The organism is Marinobacter azerbaijanicus (assembly GCF_030250645.1).
Lineage (GTDB): Bacteria > Pseudomonadota > Gammaproteobacteria > Pseudomonadales > Oleiphilaceae > Marinobacter > Marinobacter azerbaijanicus.
This window is the reverse complement of sequence record NZ_JASSVS010000007.1, coordinates 135,449-151,714: the sequence shown is the minus strand read 5'-3', so window position 1 is coordinate 151,714 and position 16,266 is coordinate 135,449. Positions and strand designations below refer to the sequence as shown.

The window sequence follows — 16,266 nt, the reverse complement described above, 5'->3', positions numbered from 1 at the left end:
ACATTCCGTTACACATCAGGACAATAATGCTACCGTCCCGAGCAGCTGATTCATGTGACTGAATCAGCTGCATTTTTTTGCAGCCCACCGTCGCATTGGCATACAGACCCGTGACCCGCCTCGCAGATTTTCCCAGCAGTTGCGGTAACATTAACTATATTTTTGACACAGCTTTACCCAACCAATAGCCAACGCAGTCGCCCGGAAGTCGCGCAGAAGGATGGTCCGATGAACAAGCAAGGTACCCTGTCGCAGCAGGTCGAAGCCTACCATGGCTGGAAAAAGGAACTGATCAGACAGATCGGCCGGTATCGCCTGTGGCTTCAGGACAACAACCTGTTCTCGGATGATGTCAGCAATCGCATCCGCCATGGGCTGGAACTGCTGATTGAAGATGAGCTTACCATTGCCTTTGTCGGTGAGTATTCCCGTGGCAAAACCGAGCTGATCAATGCCCTGTTCTTCTCCGAGTATGGCCAGCGCATGCTGCCGTCCCAGGCTGGTCGCACCACTATGTGCCCGACCGAGCTGTTTTTTGATCGCACATCAAACAGCAATTACCTGTTACTCCTTCCCATCGAAACCCGCACCGGCGAGCTGTCCCTTCAGCAGCTACGCAAGCAACCCGAGCGCTGGGTCAAACATGATCTCGATGAGCGCGACCCGGAAATCATGCGTGAGGTTCTGGCCGAAGTGGCTCGGGTCAAGAGTGTTACCCCCCAGGAAGCGCGCGGCCTAGGGTTCGACGAAGACATGCTGGAGCATGATCGTAACAGGCCCGGCAACGTCCTGGTCCCGGCCTGGCGGAACGCTCAGGTCAGCATCCGCCACCCTCTGTTCGAGCGCGGCCTCAGGATTCTGGACACCCCGGGCCTCAATGCGCTGGGCTCGGAGCCGGAACTGACCATCAGCATGCTGCCCCGGGCACACGCCATCATATTCCTGCTCAGCGCCGATACCGGCGTCACCGCCAGCGACATGACCATCTGGAAAGAGCATATCGATACCGAGCACGCGGACCACCGCGCAGGCCGCTTTGCCGTATTGAACAAGATTGATGTGCTCTGGGACGATCTTCAGGGCGAGAAGCATACCCAGGAAGCCATCGATCGGGTACGTGGCTACACAGCCGACCATCTTGGCATGCGCCAGAACGACGTGATCCCTCTCTCTGCCAAACAGGGCCTGCTGGCTCGTGTAAAGGGCGATGAAGAACTGTTTGGGCGCTCGAACCTTGGCCAGCTGGAACAATTGATTATCCAGCGCATATTGATGCACAAGGAACAACTGATCACCCAGAGCCTGATCAACGATCTGCTGGGCATGCTTCAGAACAGTCAGGCTGCCATGCAGACCCGGCTCGGTGCCCTGGAGGAAGAGCTGGAAGCATGCTCCGGCGTTACCATGGACAAGGATGCATTGCGCCGTCTGGCAGACCGCGCACAGCGGGACTACGACTTTTACTACAAGAAACTGATCACCCTGCGCTCCAGCCGCAGACTGATGGAGTCACAGGGCGAGATGCTCAAAGGATTGGTGGGCGAGGACCGGTTTGAAGCCCATGCCGAGAAGATCCGCCAGAAAATGTCGAAAAGCTGGACGACCGCCGGCATGAACCAAAGCATGGATCATTTCTTCGAGCTACTGGAAAGCGACCTGAACAATCTCCTCAGCGAGGGGCGCCTTGCAGAAAAAATGGTCGGAGCAATCTATCGACGCTATAACGAAGACACCCGGGCGCGCCATCTGGAACCGATACCTCTGCGGGCCGGACGTCATGTCATCGCCGTCCGCGAACTGCGTAAAAAAGCCAGGCGTTTCCGCATCAGCCCGAAAAACCTGCTGACGGAACAGTCACTGCTGGTGCGTCGCTTTTTCAATGTCATGGTGGGTGAAGCACGCACGTTGCATCAGCGGGTCCGGGCAGACGTCGAACGCTGGCCCTCGGAAGCTTTGCTACCCATCATGCAGTACTCCATGGAGCAGAAGCAGTTGCTGGAGCACCAGATCCGCCGCCTGCGGGATATGGTACGCAGCGACCGGGATAGCCGCGCTGAACGGGAAAGACTGCAGAACACCATCTCTGACCTGAAGCGGCAGCTGGAACTGGCGGATGCCATGCAGCGCCAGATTCGCAAACCCGCACCAACCCTGATCCAGCAGAAAGTGGTCAATATCTCCGGCGCTGTCTGAGCAGCGCCGGAGATGGCGGTTGCAGCCTGGCAGGCCGGCCTTTAAACTGCTTGGCTGGCAATCAGCCTGGCTCTCGATCGAGCCCAACTTCATCCGGGGCTCTCCTGCGCGGCCATTGCCTCCATGTTATTGCAGATAAACCGGACCGAATCAGGAACCTGTCGCGCCAATGCCCGATCCCTTGCCAACGGATTCTGTAGGGATAGTCACCCCGCAGACACTGCACTTCGACACGCCAATTACCCTGGCCTGCAACCGGACGCTGGAAAGCTACGACCTGGTGATCGAGACCTATGGCAAGCTCAACGCCGATGCCAGCAACGCGGTGCTGATATGCCATGCGCTCAGCGGCCATCATCATGCGGCGGGCTACCACAGCGAGGATGACCGCAAGCCTGGCTGGTGGGACAGCTGCATAGGCCCGGGAAAGCCCATAGACACCAACCGCTTCTTTGTGGTCAGCCTGAACAACCTGGGTGGCTGCCATGGCAGCACCGGCCCCGGCAGCACCAATCCCCAGACAGGCCAGCCCTATGGGCCAGATTTCCCCGTTATTACGGTCCGGGACTGGGTGCACAGCCAGGCCCTGCTTGCCGACCGGCTGGGCATAGACTGCTGGGCGGCAGTGGTAGGCGGCTCTCTGGGCGGCATGCAGGCGCTGCAATGGAGCCTGGACTATCCGGACCGCCTGAAACACGCCGTCGTCATCGCCTCCACTCCACGCCTCAGCGCCCAGAACATCGCGTTCAATGAGGTGGCACGGCAGGCCATCACTTCTGACCGTGAGTTCCATGACGGCCGCTATTACGAACACAACACCCTGCCGCGCCGTGGTCTGATGCTGGCACGCATGGTGGGGCATATCACTTACCTGTCAGACGCCTCCATGGGCGAGAAGTTTGGCCGGGAACTGCGGGATCAGGCCTACAAGTTCGGATATGACGCGGAGTTCCAGGTGGAAAGCTACCTTCGTTACCAGGGTGAACGCTTTTCGGAATCTTTTGATGCCAATACTTACCTGCTGATGACCCGGGCACTGGATTATTTCGACCCCGCCTATGAGCACGATAACGATCTGGCCAAAGCCCTGCTCCGCGCCCGCTGCGAATTCCTTGTGCTGTCGTTCAGCACCGACTGGCGATTTACTCCGGCACGCTCGGAGGAACTGGTGAACGCCATGATCGCGGCCCGGCGCAGGGTCAGTTATGCCGAAATCGACGCCCCCTGGGGCCACGACGCCTTCCTGATCCCAACGCCAAGGTACACTGCAATCTTCGAGGCCTATATGGATAGGGTCGCGCGGGAGGTGGGCGCATGAGAACAGACCTGAAAATTATCGAACAGTGGATCAGGCCCGGCAGTCACGTGCTCGACCTTGGCTGTGGCGACGGCACTCTGCTTGACTACCTCCAGCGGGAGAAACAGGCCACCGGATTTGGCCTCGAAATCAATCCCGACCATATCACCACCTGTATGGGACGCGGAGTGTCCGTCATTGAGCAGAACCTGGACACGCAGGGGCTGGGCAACTTCGAGGACGAGACATTCGACACGGTACTGATGACCCAGGCATTACAGGCGGTTCGCCGCCCGGACATGGTACTGGATGAAATGCTTCGGGTAGGCCGCGAGGGCATCGTCACCTTCCCCAATTTTGCCTACTGGAAGCTGCGTTGGTACCTGATGCGTCGAGGCCGTATGCCCGAATCCGAAACCCTGCCGTATAAATGGTACAACACACCAAACATTCATCTGTGCACCTTCAAGGATTTCGAGGCCTTGTGTTACCGCAAAGGCTACCGCATCCTTACCCGTACGGTGGTGGATGGTGAGCATCAGGATCGCTGGCTCAGCCGCCTATGGCCCAACATGCTGGGACAGATTGCCATTTATCGGATAACCCGGGAGGATTCATGACCAAGAAGATTCTCACGCACTGGCTTGCCCTGCTGTCGCTGGCATGCCTGACTTTACTTTCCGCCCAGAGCCATGCCGGCTCGAAGGACTTCGGCGAGTTCCAGGTACACTGGAGTGTTTTCCCCAGCACTTTCCTTGCGCCTGAGGTTGCTCGCGAAAACAACCTGAATCGCAGCAAGAGCATTGGAATTGTTAACATATCCATCATGCAGGAAACCGACAACGGTGGCCTGGAGCCTGTATCCGGCCAGGTAGAAGGCAAGGTCCTGAATGAGGTACAGCAGCCAAAATTTCTGGCTTTCCGCCGTATTCAGGAAGGCAATGCCGTCTACTTTATTGCGGAATACCAGTACAGCGACGCCGAGTTGATGACCTTTGAGATAACCGCAAGGCCCACTGGCGCCCAACAGGACCTTCCTGTCCGGTTCACCCATACGCTGTTCAATGACTGATGGCTACCACTGACACACTGGTGATTGCCAGTAACAACAAGGGAAAAATCGCTGAACTCGCTGACCTGCTCAAGCCCCTGGGACTGACACCGGTCGCCCAGGGCGAGCTGGGGGTTGGCGAGGCAGAGGAGCCCGCCGTCACCTTTGTGGAAAATGCCATCCTCAAAGCTCGGCACGCTGCCCGCATTACCGGCCTGCCTGCCCTGGCAGACGACTCCGGGCTTGCGGTCGACGCACTTGGCGGCGAACCGGGTGTACGCTCGGCACGCTATGCCGGCGAATCTGCGAGCGATCAGGACAACGTCCGTGCGCTGCTGTCCGCCATGGAAGGGGTTCCGGAAGGACAACGCGCCGCTCAATTCCACTGCGTCCTGGTGTACCTGCGTCATGCCGATGACCCGACCCCCATCATCTGCCATGGCCGATGGCCCGGACATATCCTCGAACAGCCCAGGGGCGAAGGCGGGTTTGGATACGACCCGGTGTTTCGGGTACCCGAAACAGGAACCAGCGCGGCTGAGCTGTCCCGCGAAGACAAAAGCAGAATCAGCCACCGCGGGCGAGCTCTCGCCCAACTCCTTGAGCAACTGGGTACCGGGGCGGCGTGAATATCGACACTGCGAGTGCCTGGCAGCATGGGGAACTGCCACCGCTGAGCCTGTACATTCATGTTCCCTGGTGCGTGAAGAAATGCCCCTATTGTGATTTCAATTCTCACGCGCTGACCGGCGAGATTCCTGAAGACCGCTACCTGAAGGCAATCATGGAGGACCTTGCCAGCGACCTTCCCCTGGTTCAGGGCCGCAGCGTTCAGACGGTGTTCATTGGTGGCGGCACCCCCTCCCTGATGTCGCCGGACTTCTACGAAGGCCTGTTCCGCCAGCTACAGGAACAATTGTGCTTTACTGACGATGCCGAAATCACCCTGGAGGCCAATCCCGGCACGGTTGAACAACGCCGATTCCAGGGTTTCCGGGCAGCAGGGATCAACCGCCTGTCCATTGGAATCCAGAGCTTCAATGCGCAGCGTCTGGAAGCACTGGGACGCATCCACGACGACAAGGCAGCCCACCGGGCCATTGAAGCGGCCCGCAACGCTGGTTTCGAGAACTTCAACCTCGACCTGATGCATGGGCTGCCGGGCCAGACGCCTGAACAGGCCATTGCCGACCTGGAGGCAGCCCTGGCGTGGGAGCCTCCACACCTGTCCTGGTACCAGCTGACCCTTGAGCCCAATACCGAATTCTACAGTCGCCCACCCTCCCTGCCGGACGAGGACCACCTGTGGGAGATCTATCGCCAGGGCGCGGATTTTCTGCACCAACAGGGTTTCGCGGATTACGAGGTGTCAGCCTGGAGCCGGCCGGGAATGGCGTCCCGCCACAACCTGAATTACTGGATGTTTGGCGACTACCTGGCCCTTGGCGCCGGAGCCCACGGAAAGGTTACGCTGCGCAACGGCGACATGCGGCGTTTCTGGAAAACCCGGCAACCCGAAGCCTACCTGAACCGGATCGGCAGCCGCACCGCGGGCAGTCAGGACATCGAGCCTGACGAACGCCCCCTGGAATTCCTGATGAACGCCCTGCGCCTGACGTCCGGGGTGCCGGAAAACCTGTTTACAGAGCGTACAGGTTTACCCCTGAGCACAGTTGCGGTAAAACTTGATGAACTGAGAACAGAAAACCTGCTGGTACCGGGGCGAATACAGACCACGGAACTCGGTCAGCGATATCTGAACAGCTTGCTGGAGCGCTTCCTCTGATGCCATTGCCGCGCCTTCTGACCCTGCTCCCCAAGAGGCTCAACCTGAGCCTTTTGGTAACAGCAGCTCTGTTGCTTATTCTGCTGCTAGTCAACCAGCCACTCCAGACAGGCTCGGCGCCCCAGGGTATTGTCAGCTTCCAGATGGCGGCTACGGCCGACCAGTCCATGGCCATCATCCGGAGCTGGCGGCAGGAGGGCCTGCTATGGGCCCAGATTTCATTGTGGCTGGACTTCCTGTTCGTCCCTGCCTACCTGGTTACCCTGATTCTCCTGACCAATCACCTGAGCCGCGACAGACCGGGCGTGCGGGAGCGTAATGTAGCGCGGTGGGTCAAGGCCCTGTTTGTGGCTGCGGGCACCGGGGACATGGCCGAAAATATCCTGCTGCTCAACAACATGGACCCGCCCACAGATCTGATCAGCCTGTCCGCAACCGTGTGCGCGCTGATCAAGTTTACCGGGCTTATGCTGGGCGCTGCCGGGCTGGTGATTATCCGCGCTGCCAGACGTCATCCGCTGGCGCACGGATAACGTCCACAGAACAGGTCTCTAGTTTGTGCGGTAGAACACCAGGTCCCGGACCCCATGCCCCAGGTTTTCGCCGCGCTGCTCGAACTTGGTAATAGGGCGGTCCTCCGGGCGGGGGGAATACTGGCCTGGCTCCTGAGCATTCGCGAAACCTTCCGACTCACTCATGATTTCCATCATGTATTCCGCGTAGTCCTCCCAGTCTGTGGCCAGGTGCAGGATACCGCCCACTCGAAGCTTGTGACGAAGGCGCTGGACAAAATCGTGCTGAATCAGCCGCCGCTTGTGGTGGCGCTTCTTGTGCCATGGGTCCGGAAAAAACACCATCACCCGGTCAAGGGCCGCATCCGGCAGGCACAGATCAATCACATCATTGGCATCAATGGCGTAGATCCGGATATTCTCCAGCCCCCTGTCTTCTATTTCCTTCAGCAGGGCACCGACACCCGGAAGATGCACCTCCACTCCGATAAAGTCCTGTTCCGGAGCTGCCTCCGCCATATCCGCCAGGGACTTGCCCATGCCGAACCCGATCTCCAGGTTGAGCATATTGTCCCGGCCAAACACCTCCCGCGGGTCGATCATACCCTGCTCGCGGGTAAGGCCATACTTGGGCCAACTGCGTTCATAGGCCTTCTTCTGCCCTTCTGTCATTCGACCCTGCCGCAATACAAAACTGCGCACACCACGGCGTGTGGTAACAGGGGAATCGCCGGAAACATCATTCTGATCGGTCATCTGACGTCCTCAACCGCCCTTTCGCGGCTCATCTTCAATGGGTTATATCGACAGTTTATCAGAGTGAATTGCTGCAGACGCCACTATACCGCCAGGTTTCTGTGCCCGTCAGCCCCTTGCCAGCCACGAATGGCTCACAGGGACACCTGCGCATTCCTGGTCTGCTGCCGGTCCAGCTTGCGATAACCCAGAGCTTCCACCAGATGACCACTACCAATACGTTGCTGACCCTCCAGGTCGGCGAGGGTTCGCGCCACCCGGAGAATGCGGTGCAGAGCCCGGGCCGACAGGCCCAGGCGCTCCATGGCCGAGGACAGCATGGTCTCACCGGCCTGGTCCACCCGGCAGTGGTCATGAAGATCACTTCCGCCCAGGGCGGAATTCACGGCTCCACGCTCAATCTGCCGCTGACGGGCCCGGTTAACACGCTCACGCACGACGGCGCTGGACTCGCCATCGCCTTCCCGCTGCATCAGTACTTCACCGCTCTGCACCGGCACCTCTACATGGAGGTCAAAGCGGTCCAGTAAGGGCCCTGAAATCTTTGCCCGATAACGGAGCACCTGTTGCGGCGTACACTGGCACTCGATCGAGGGATGCCCCAGGTAGCCGCAGGGGCAAGGGTTCATGGCCGCCACGACCTGAAATCGGGCAGGAAAGGTCACCTGCCTGGCGGCACGGCTGATGGCGATTTCACCCGACTCCATAGGCTCCCTCAGCACTTCCAGTACACGGCGCCCAAACTCCGGCAATTCATCGAGGAAGAGTACGCCACGGTGGGCCAGGGAGATTTCCCCGGGCCGGGGGCTGCTTCCCCCTCCAACCATGGCAACGGACGAAGCGGTATGGTGTGGCGCCCGATACGGCGGACGGCACCAGTCCCCATCCTGGACCGGCAATCCGGCCACGGAATGAATGCTGGCCACTTCCAGGGCTGACTCTGTGGTCAGCGGCGGCAGAATACCGGGCAGGCGGCTCGCAAGCATGCTTTTCCCGGTGCCCGGCGGGCCAAACATCAGCAGGTTATGTCCGCCAGCCGCTGCAATCTCCAACGCTCTGCGCGGCACATTCTGTCCCCGCACATCGGCCAGATCAGGACCTGGTCTCACACTCCCCTCCAGCGTTGCAGCAGGCACCGGAGAAATACGGGCCCGGTCACACAGATGCTCACACACTGTCAACAGGTGGCCTGCAGGAAGCACATCGTCCTGGCTGGCCAGCGCCGCTTCCCGGGCGTTGGCCTGGGGGACAAGCAGCTGCCGGCCTTCTTTGCGCGCTGCCAGTACAGCGGGGAGAACCCCCTTGAGGGGACGAAGCGCGCCGTCAAGGGACAACTCTCCCACACACTCATATTGGGCAAGGCTCTCCGCAGGAATCTGCCCGGATGCAGCCAGGATGCCCAGAGCAATAGGCAGATCGAAGCGGCCTCCCTCCTTGGGCAGGTCGGCGGGAGCCAGATTGATGGTTATCCTGCGGGCGGGAAACTCGAAGCCTGCATTGAGCAGGGCACTGCGGACACGCTCCCGGCTTTCGCGAACCCCTGTTTCAGGCAGCCCGACAATGGAAAGCGCCGGCAGGCCTCCGGACAGGTGGACTTCAACGGTAACGGACGGAGCGGATACGCCAATACTGGCGCGGGTATGGACGACGGCAAACATGACAACCTTCCATGGTTATGGGTATTGGCGGCTCGGCCGCCCGACTGGCTTCCTGCCTGTCAGCTCTTCGGGGACTGCTGCTCCAGCTCGGCCACGCGCTTTTCCAGCGCCTCGACCTTTTCACGGGTTTTCATCAGAACCGCCTGCTGGGCATCAAATTCGTCACGGGTCACCAGCTCAAGGCGCGACAGCACAGTCATGACGGTTGCACGGGCCTGAGCCTCGAAGTCCTCACGGGCAGCGCGGGCCATATCGGGAACAAACTGGCCAAACTGACCCTGAAGCTGGGTAAAGAAATCCTGCGGACCTTTCACAAATCACCTCGTTGGCTTTGAATCTCTTGAATTCGGTCCCGCTCTGGCACCGGTACGAAGGTCGGAAGTGTAACACATTGCCAGCACTGCCATACTGTACCCTATCAGCAGTATAATGCGGCTGTGGCAGCTGTTAATGGTTGCACATGACTGGTGCATCATTATGGTTCACCTCAGACAGGCAAGCCCCGAAATGGTGCGGCCTGACGATCCATTTTGGATCAGCATATACTCAAGATACTGATACTATTGTTATTTTTTGCGTTGGCACACCCGATGCTAAAAGCCTTGTACGCAATCCGCACAATTGGTGTGCGAGGTGGCAGCATCCCGACCTCAACAACGGGCCGAAGAGTTCCAGGCGTTGAGACGGCTTTACCAAGGAGAAAGCAATGAAACTTGTGACAGCGATCATCAAGCCTTTCAAGTTGGATGATGTCCGTGAGGCACTATCCGAGATTGGCGTACAAGGCGTAACGGTCACTGAAGTCAAAGGCTTCGGTCGCCAGAAGGGTCATACCGAACTCTACCGCGGCGCAGAATATGTGGTGGACTTTCTACCCAAGGTCAAGGTTGAAGTTGCTATCGGCGACAACCTGCTGGACCAGGTCATCGAATCCATCACCAAGGCCGCCAACACCGGAAAAATTGGTGACGGCAAAATTTTCGTGACCGAACTGGAACAGGCCATCCGAATCCGAACCGGGGAAACCGGCGAAGAAGCGGTCTGATCACGGCCTGATCAACCAGACAGCCAACGCAAAAATCTATAACTTGAAAAGCCTCGTGCGGAGGGCTTCACATGGAAAGCAATCTTAATCATATCTTTGAACTCCAGTATGCACTGGATACCTTCTACTTCCTGATCTGCGGCGCCCTGGTCATGTGGATGGCTGCGGGTTTCTCGATGCTCGAAGCAGGCCTGGTGCGTGCCAAGAACACCACCGAAATCCTTACCAAGAACGTTGCCCTGTTTGCCGTTGCCTGCACCATGTACCTGATCGTCGGCTACGACATCATGTACGGAGGCGGTCTTTTCCTCAGCGGTATCACCACCGTTGCTGAAATGGACGATGCAGCCGTGGCCAGTGTTATTGCTGCATCTACCGAGTCCGGCTTCGGTGAAATGGGTGAGTACAGCGGTGCTTCTGACTTCTTCTTCCAGGTTGTATTCGTCGCCACAGCCATGTCCATCGTTTCCGGTGCCGTGGCCGAGCGTATGAAGCTCTGGGCTTTCCTGGCCTTCGCCGTTGTTATGTGTGGTTTCATCTACCCGATGCAGGGTTCCTGGACCTGGAACGGCGATGCGGTCTTCGGCCTGTACGAGCTCAGCTACAGCGACTATGCCGGCTCCGGTATCGTGCACATGGCTGGTGCTGCGGCAGCCCTGGCAGGTGTTCTTTTGCTGGGTGCCCGTAAAGGCAAGTACGGCTCGAAGGGCCAGATCAACGCTATCCCGGGTGCCAACCTGCCGCTGGCGACTCTCGGCACGTTCATTCTGTGGATGGGCTGGTTCGGCTTCAACGGCGGTTCTACCCTGAAGCTGGGTGGTATCGGTGTGGCCAACGAGGTTGCCAACGTGTTCCTGAACACCAACGCAGCCGCGGCCGGCGGCCTGATCGGTGCGCTGATCGTCGCCCGCATCATGTTCGGCAAAGCCGACCTGACAATGGCCCTGAACGGCGCCCTTGCTGGCCTGGTGGCAATCACTGCCGAGCCCGCTGACCCTTCGCCCCTGCTGGCCACCATCATCGGCGCTATCGGCGGCATCATAGTGGTATTCTCGATAGTCACACTCGACAAGCTGCGTATCGATGATCCTGTGGGCGCCATCTCGGTGCACGGCGTGGTTGGCATCTGGGGTATCTTCGCGGTACTTCTGTCCGACGCGGATGCAACCTTCATGGGCCAGCTGGTCGGCATGCTCACCATCTTCGTCTGGGTCTTCGTAGCCAGCCTGATTGTCTGGGGCATCCTCAAGGCGGTCATGGGTATCCGGGTTAGCGAAGAGGAAGAGTACGAAGGTGTGGATCTGTCCGAGTGTGGCATGGAAGCCTATCCGGAGTTTGTCAGCAGCAAGTAACATCGGCTGACACTGGATCGAAAGAGGGGCGCCCGCGGGCGCCCTTTTTTTGACTTAGTAGGTCGGATTAGCAAAGCGTAATCCGACACGCAGACCTGAGAGCATGCCGGAGGTGGGAGGGGGCCTTTCCGGGATACGCTGTGAATACGTCCATGTACGCTCGACAAAAACATCCATGTTTTTGACGATCCCGGAAAGGCCCCCTCCCACCTCCTCCGCCAACTCTTATCTTTCGCTCGACATAACCTCATCTTCCAACACATCCACCATAAACTGCGGCATCGCCAAGGCGCCACGGTGGATATCCGCGTTATAATAACGAGTCACAAACGGCCGCTGATCGGCGTCTTCCTCGCGGAAATACACCACCGGCTTTTCCTTTCCAGCCATAGTGCAACTCCACCACCCGGTGGGATAAACCGGCTGCGGGAATGGCAGGGTTCTGACGTGGTCAAAGCCGGCCTTTTTCATATCATCGTGGATGGTCTTGATAATGGTGTTGGTGTGCAGCAGCGGTGATTCGCTCTGCTGGACGATGATGCCGCCTTCGCGCAGCGCAATCATGCAGTCGCGATAGAAGTCCAGCGCAAACAGCCCCTCAGCCGGGCCCACCGGGTCCGTGCTGTCGATGATGATGACGTCAAGGCTTTCCGGCACCGCGTCGCGGATCCACTGGATGCCGTCCCCGAAAAAGAAGTTGGCGCGAGGGTCGGTGTTGGATTCGCACAGCTCGGGGAAGTACTGTTCCGATAAGCGGGTAACACGCTCGTCGATTTCCACCTGCCAGGCTTCTTCCACGCCCGGATGTTTGAGCACCTCTTTCAGAGTGCCACAGTCACCCCCGCCGACGATGACAACCTTTTTCGGGTCCCTGTGGGTGAACAGGGCCGGATGGGTCATCATTTCGTGATAGAGGAAGTTGTCACGACTGGTCAGCATCACGCAGCCGTCCAGTACCATCAGGTTGCCGAAGGTTTCCGTTTCCCAGATTTCCAGCTTCTGGAATTCGGTCTGTTCTTCGTGCAACTTCTTTTTGACCTGCAGGGAAAATGCGGTTCCCTGGTCCTGGAATACCTCGGTAAACCAGCCGTCGTTCAGTACAGTCATTTCGTGTCTCCGGATTTGCGTGTCGAGCCTGATCGTATTGAAGGTATTGTAGGTGCCTGGCATCCCGTCTGGCCACGGTTTTTCCGACATGGTTCTTTCAGCAGACCGGTGGAATCCATACAATGACCGCCATAAGCCGGCAGATTGCCGGCTCCGGATTCAGCACAGGAAAGCACGATGAATGAACCGACTGGCAGTGCCGCCCACAAGGTGTACAACATCGCCCACTGGAGCGACGGCTATATTGATGTGAATCCCCGCGGCGAGGTACTTATTCGGCCAGACCGGGGCCGCAGTGGTGAGGACATCAACCTGCCGGACCTGACCCGATCCCTGGTCAGCGAAGGGGTGCAGCTGCCGGTTCTGATCCGTTTTACCGATATTCTCCACGACCGGGTGAACAAGCTTTGCGGCGCTTTCAACAAAGTCGCGACAGAACACGGCTATCAGGGAGGTTACACCGCGGTCTATCCCATCAAGGTCAACCAGCAGCGGCGGGTGGTCGAGGAGCTGCTCTGCGCCGAGCCGGCAGCCAGTGGCAACCAGATCGGCCTGGAAGCTGGCAGCAAGCCGGAGCTTATGGCAGTTCTGGCACTGTCCCGGCAATCGGGTTCCGTTATCATCTGCAATGGTTACAAAGACCGGGAATACATCCGCCTGGCTCTGATTGGGCAGAAGCTGGGGCACCGGGTATTTATTGTCGTGGAAAAACAATCCGAGCTGCCGCTGATCCTGGACGAGGCCCGCCATCTCGGGGTGACACCGCTGATTGGCGTGCGGGCGCGTCTGGCGACCATTGGCAAGGGGAACTGGCAGAATACCGGTGGCGAGAAGTCAAAATTCGGACTGTCCGCCAGCCAGGTAATGGATGTGGTTGAAACCCTGCGCAATGCGGGTGCTCTGGAATCCCTGCAACTGCTTCACTTCCACCTGGGCTCACAGATTGCCAATATTCGCGACATCCAGACCGGGCTGCGAGAGTGCGCGCGCTTCTACAGCGAGTTGCGGCATATGGGGGCACCGGTGGGCACCGTGGATATCGGCGGGGGGCTTGGCGTGGACTATGAGGGCACGCGGTCCCGCAGCAGTTGCTCCATGAACTACAGCATGCATGAATATGCATACAACGTGGTCCATATTCTGCAATCAGAGTGCGACCGTGCCGGCATCCCCCACCCCGATCTGATCAGCGAATCAGGACGGGCATTGACGGCCCACCATTCGGTGCTGGTCACCAATGTTATTGACAGGGAGGTGCCAGACAATCGCCAGCCCAGGCAGCCGGCCAGCAATGCTCCGGCACCTCTCCAGGATCTGTGGCGAGATCTGGAAAGCCTTCAGGACGAGGGGTCGCCCAGGTCCCTCGCTGAGATCTACCATGACCTGCTCCACGCCATGGCGGATGTGCACACCCAGTTTGCTCACGGTCTTTTATCCCTGGCCGACCGCGCAAACGCAGAAACGCTCTACACCACCGGTTGCAGGATTCTGAGGGACCAGTTGAATTCAGCTAACCGCGCACACCGGGAAATTATTGATGAGCTGAACGAAAAGCTGGCGGAAAAGCTGTTCGTGAACTTTTCTCTGTTCCAGTCGTTACCGGATGTGTGGGGGATCGACCAGATTTTCCCGATCATGCCTATCAACGGGCTGAACCGCCCCCTGAACCGGCGCGCGGTGATCCAGGACATTACCTGTGACTCTGACGGGCGGATTGACCGCTATGTGGACGGCCAGGGTATCGAGACCACTTTTCCCCTGCCTGAAGAGAGGCCGGAAGAACCCATGCTTATGGGATTCTTCATGACCGGCGCCTACCAGGAGATCCTCGGTGACATGCACAATCTGTTCGGCGATACCCACTCGGTGGATGTGCGGCGTCATCCGGGTGGCGGCCATACCATCAGTGAGCCTATACAGGGAGATACCGTGTCCAAGGTGCTGCAGTACGTGAACTTTGAGCCCGCTGCCCTGCTCAGGGCCTACCAGCAAAAGTTCGCTGCCAGCGGACTGCCTGCGGAAGAGCAGGCAACTCTGCTGCAGGAGCTTGGCAACGGCCTTGAAGGCTACACCTATCTGGAAGACTAGAAAGGACAGGAACAGGAAATTCACGAAAAACACATCCTGGCTGATCCAGCTATGCGCGCTCCACGTACATACCGTCACTGACAAAGCCGGGGCGAGTGCATAGAATGATCAATAGAACAATTTCCAATCATGCGACAGTCAAGGAGCATCCGGTGACGACACTGGATCAGAAGCCGGCACGGGCAGAGGGCCGTAAGGACCCCTGGAGCCAGATGCTGGAAAAGGTGGGTAAGCACCAGGACCGCCAGGCCTACCATGCTCTGTTTGAGCATTTTGGCCCGCAGATCAAGTATTACGCCATGGCCAACGGTCTGGCCAGTCATGCGGAAGAACTGGTCCAGGAAGTGTTCGTCTCCATTTGGCGGCGCTCCTGTCTTTACGACTGGCGCAAGGCTGCTGCCTCCACCTGGATTTTCACCATTGCCCGGAACCAGCGTATCGACATGCTTCGCAAGATGAAGCGTACGAGCGCGGAAATGCCAGTGGAAACTGAAGACCTGTGGCAGATTCCCGGGGAAAACGAAGACGAGCCGGTCACCTCGTTGCACCGCCTGATGTCGGAACGACGGGTTCGTGAGTCCCTCAGTCATCTTCCGGAGGAGCAGATTACCGTCATTGCCAAGGTTTACATGGAAAGCAAGTCACACCAGATGGTGGCTGACGAGCTGAACATCCCGTTGGGTACCGTCAAAAGCCGGGTTCGTCTGGCACTGAACAAACTGAAAGTGATTTTGCAGGACCAGAACGTATGACACGGCATCATCCAGATACGCTAACTCTGATGGAATACAGTGCAGGCAATCTTAGCGAGCCTCATGCGTTGTGTATCCGACTTCACCTGGACCAGTGTCCTCACTGCCGTAGCCGTGTTGATACGCTCGACAGCCTGGGTGCTGTAATGATGGAAAGCCAGCCACAGGTGGATGTTTCTTCGGATATGTTTGACTCCATCCTGTCTCGCATTGACAGCGAGCCGGACATAACCGAGAAGTACATCAGCGCACAGGCCAGGCGCATGAGCCCGTTACAGAAACTTCTTGGCGACGATCTGAATGACCTGCCCTGGAAGCGCCAGCTGGGCGACGTCAGTGTGCTGGATATCAGCGAAAAGTTTCCGGGCCAGAGTGAGCAGGTGGTGTTGCAGAAGCTGGCGGCAGGCGGCAAGGCACCAGCCCACACCCATCGGGGAGACGAGACGACGATTGTCCTGCAGGGGGCTTTTGCCGATCAGAAGGGCGTATTCAACCAGTGGGACTTTGTCGTTCTTAACCAGGAAGACGAGCACAAACCTGTCGCCGTCGGTTGTGAAGACTGCATTACGCTGTCGGTACTGAGCGCACCGGTCAAACTCACCGGAACCTTCACCCGGTTACTGAACCCCTTCATTCGCTGAGACAGCACTGCTGTCTCAGCGCTTTGCC

16 protein-coding genes are annotated in these 16,266 nt (G+C 58.4%); 12 read left to right on the top strand and 4 right to left on the bottom strand.

Features of this window, described 5'->3' with window-relative positions; all coding sequences use genetic code 11:
- The first annotated feature begins 228 nt into the window (after positions 1 to 228).
- From QPM17_RS14855 to QPM17_RS14825, 7 genes are all read left to right on the top strand, one after another.
- On the top strand, positions 229 to 2,193 hold the full coding sequence (locus tag QPM17_RS14855; RefSeq protein ID WP_285391617.1) for a dynamin family protein: 1,965 nt from the start codon (positions 229 to 231) through the stop codon (positions 2,191 to 2,193).
- Between the two features lie 169 nt (positions 2,194 to 2,362).
- A complete protein-coding gene (metX, locus tag QPM17_RS14850; RefSeq protein ID WP_285391616.1) occupies positions 2,363 to 3,511 on the top strand; it encodes a homoserine O-succinyltransferase MetX in 1,149 nt (382 codons plus the stop codon).
- On the top strand, positions 3,508 to 4,110 hold the full coding sequence (metW, locus tag QPM17_RS14845) for a methionine biosynthesis protein MetW (protein WP_285391614.1): 603 nt from the start codon (positions 3,508 to 3,510) through the stop codon (positions 4,108 to 4,110). Before metX ends, metW begins: the two co-directional genes overlap by 4 nt.
- Positions 4,107 to 4,562, top strand: coding sequence for a DUF4426 domain-containing protein (locus tag QPM17_RS14840; RefSeq protein ID WP_285391613.1), 456 nt, complete (start codon positions 4,107 to 4,109; stop codon positions 4,560 to 4,562). Before metW ends, QPM17_RS14840 begins: the two co-directional genes overlap by 4 nt.
- Positions 4,562 to 5,170 (top strand): RdgB/HAM1 family non-canonical purine NTP pyrophosphatase, encoded by a 609-nt coding sequence (gene rdgB, locus QPM17_RS14835; protein WP_285391612.1) that lies wholly within the window; start codon positions 4,562 to 4,564, stop codon positions 5,168 to 5,170. The genes QPM17_RS14840 and rdgB overlap by 1 nt, the downstream gene beginning before the upstream one ends.
- The gene (gene hemW, locus QPM17_RS14830) at positions 5,167 to 6,327 is read left to right on the top strand and encodes a radical SAM family heme chaperone HemW (RefSeq protein ID WP_285391610.1); all 1,161 of its coding nucleotides are present in this window, start codon (positions 5,167 to 5,169) and stop codon (positions 6,325 to 6,327) included. Before rdgB ends, hemW begins: the two co-directional genes overlap by 4 nt.
- Complete coding sequence (locus tag QPM17_RS14825; RefSeq protein ID WP_285391609.1) at positions 6,327 to 6,860, top strand: hypothetical protein; 534 nt, start codon at positions 6,327 to 6,329, stop codon at positions 6,858 to 6,860. Before hemW ends, QPM17_RS14825 begins: the two co-directional genes overlap by 1 nt.
- An 18-nt stretch (positions 6,861 to 6,878) precedes the next feature.
- On the opposite strand, the gene trmB is transcribed toward QPM17_RS14825, so the two are convergent.
- The 3 genes from trmB to QPM17_RS14810 form a co-directional block, all read right to left on the bottom strand.
- Positions 6,879 to 7,595 carry a tRNA (guanosine(46)-N7)-methyltransferase TrmB gene (gene trmB / locus QPM17_RS14820; protein ID WP_285391608.1) on the bottom strand — a complete coding sequence of 239 codons (717 nt, stop codon included), beginning with the start codon at positions 7,593 to 7,595 and terminating at the stop codon, positions 6,879 to 6,881.
- Positions 7,596 to 7,729: 134 nt separating this feature from the next.
- A complete protein-coding gene (locus QPM17_RS14815; RefSeq protein WP_285391607.1) occupies positions 7,730 to 9,253 on the bottom strand; it encodes a YifB family Mg chelatase-like AAA ATPase in 1,524 nt (507 codons plus the stop codon).
- A 59-nt stretch (positions 9,254 to 9,312) separates the two neighbouring features.
- Positions 9,313 to 9,567, bottom strand: coding sequence for an accessory factor UbiK family protein (locus QPM17_RS14810; protein ID WP_137437090.1), 255 nt, complete (start codon positions 9,565 to 9,567; stop codon positions 9,313 to 9,315).
- Positions 9,568 to 9,959: 392 nt separating this feature from the next.
- On the opposite strand from QPM17_RS14810, the gene glnK reads away from it, so the two are divergent.
- Both glnK and QPM17_RS14800 read left to right on the top strand, forming a co-directional pair.
- Positions 9,960 to 10,298 (top strand): P-II family nitrogen regulator, encoded by a 339-nt coding sequence (gene glnK / locus QPM17_RS14805; RefSeq protein ID WP_004578958.1) that lies wholly within the window; start codon positions 9,960 to 9,962, stop codon positions 10,296 to 10,298.
- Between the two features lie 71 nt (positions 10,299 to 10,369).
- Positions 10,370 to 11,650: an ammonium transporter gene (locus QPM17_RS14800; protein WP_285391606.1), complete on the top strand. Its 1,281-nt coding sequence runs from the start codon at positions 10,370 to 10,372 to the stop codon at positions 11,648 to 11,650.
- A gap of 225 nt (positions 11,651 to 11,875) precedes the next feature.
- Here the strand turns inward: QPM17_RS14800 and speE are convergent, their stop codons facing one another.
- Complete coding sequence (gene speE / locus QPM17_RS14795; protein ID WP_285391605.1) at positions 11,876 to 12,757, bottom strand: polyamine aminopropyltransferase; 882 nt, start codon at positions 12,755 to 12,757, stop codon at positions 11,876 to 11,878.
- Positions 12,758 to 12,934: 177 nt separating this feature from the next.
- Here speE and speA point away from each other — a divergent pair, with 177 nt between their 5' ends.
- The 3 genes from speA to QPM17_RS14780 all read left to right on the top strand — a co-directional run bounded on the left by speA (position 12,935) and on the right by QPM17_RS14780 (position 16,238).
- The gene (speA, locus tag QPM17_RS14790) at positions 12,935 to 14,845 is read left to right on the top strand and encodes a biosynthetic arginine decarboxylase (RefSeq protein ID WP_285391603.1); all 1,911 of its coding nucleotides are present in this window, start codon (positions 12,935 to 12,937) and stop codon (positions 14,843 to 14,845) included.
- Positions 14,846 to 14,997: 152 nt separating this feature from the next.
- A complete protein-coding gene (locus QPM17_RS14785; protein ID WP_340366897.1) occupies positions 14,998 to 15,597 on the top strand; it encodes a sigma-70 family RNA polymerase sigma factor in 600 nt (199 codons plus the stop codon).
- Positions 15,594 to 16,238, top strand: a complete 645-nt coding sequence (locus tag QPM17_RS14780; protein ID WP_285391600.1) for a ChrR family anti-sigma-E factor — start codon at positions 15,594 to 15,596, stop codon at positions 16,236 to 16,238. The genes QPM17_RS14785 and QPM17_RS14780 overlap by 4 nt, the downstream gene beginning before the upstream one ends.
- Positions 16,239 to 16,266 lie beyond the last annotated feature (28 nt).

Excerpts from the sequence above, each read along its gene's own strand:
- QPM17_RS14855 (WP_285391617.1), top strand. The coding sequence starts at position 229 with ATGAACAAGCAAGGTACCCTGTCGCAGCAGGTCGAAGCCTACCATGGC.
- metX (WP_285391616.1), top strand. The coding sequence starts at position 2,363 with ATGCCCGATCCCTTGCCAACGGATTCTGTAGGGATAGTCACCCCGCAG.
- metW (WP_285391614.1), top strand. The coding sequence starts at position 3,508 with ATGAGAACAGACCTGAAAATTATCGAACAGTGGATCAGGCCCGGCAGT.
- QPM17_RS14840 (WP_285391613.1), top strand. The coding sequence starts at position 4,107 with ATGACCAAGAAGATTCTCACGCACTGGCTTGCCCTGCTGTCGCTGGCA.
- rdgB (WP_285391612.1), top strand. The coding sequence starts at position 4,562 with ATGGCTACCACTGACACACTGGTGATTGCCAGTAACAACAAGGGAAAA.
- QPM17_RS14825 (WP_285391609.1), top strand. The coding sequence starts at position 6,327 with ATGCCATTGCCGCGCCTTCTGACCCTGCTCCCCAAGAGGCTCAACCTG.
- trmB (WP_285391608.1), bottom strand. The coding sequence starts at position 7,595 with ATGACCGATCAGAATGATGTTTCCGGCGATTCCCCTGTTACCACACGC.
- QPM17_RS14815 (WP_285391607.1), bottom strand. The coding sequence starts at position 9,253 with ATGTTTGCCGTCGTCCATACCCGCGCCAGTATTGGCGTATCCGCTCCG.
- glnK (WP_004578958.1), top strand. The coding sequence starts at position 9,960 with ATGAAACTTGTGACAGCGATCATCAAGCCTTTCAAGTTGGATGATGTC.
- QPM17_RS14800 (WP_285391606.1), top strand. The coding sequence starts at position 10,370 with ATGGAAAGCAATCTTAATCATATCTTTGAACTCCAGTATGCACTGGAT.
- speE (WP_285391605.1), bottom strand. The coding sequence starts at position 12,757 with ATGACTGTACTGAACGACGGCTGGTTTACCGAGGTATTCCAGGACCAG.
- speA (WP_285391603.1), top strand. The coding sequence starts at position 12,935 with ATGAATGAACCGACTGGCAGTGCCGCCCACAAGGTGTACAACATCGCC.
- QPM17_RS14780 (WP_285391600.1), top strand. The coding sequence starts at position 15,594 with ATGACACGGCATCATCCAGATACGCTAACTCTGATGGAATACAGTGCA.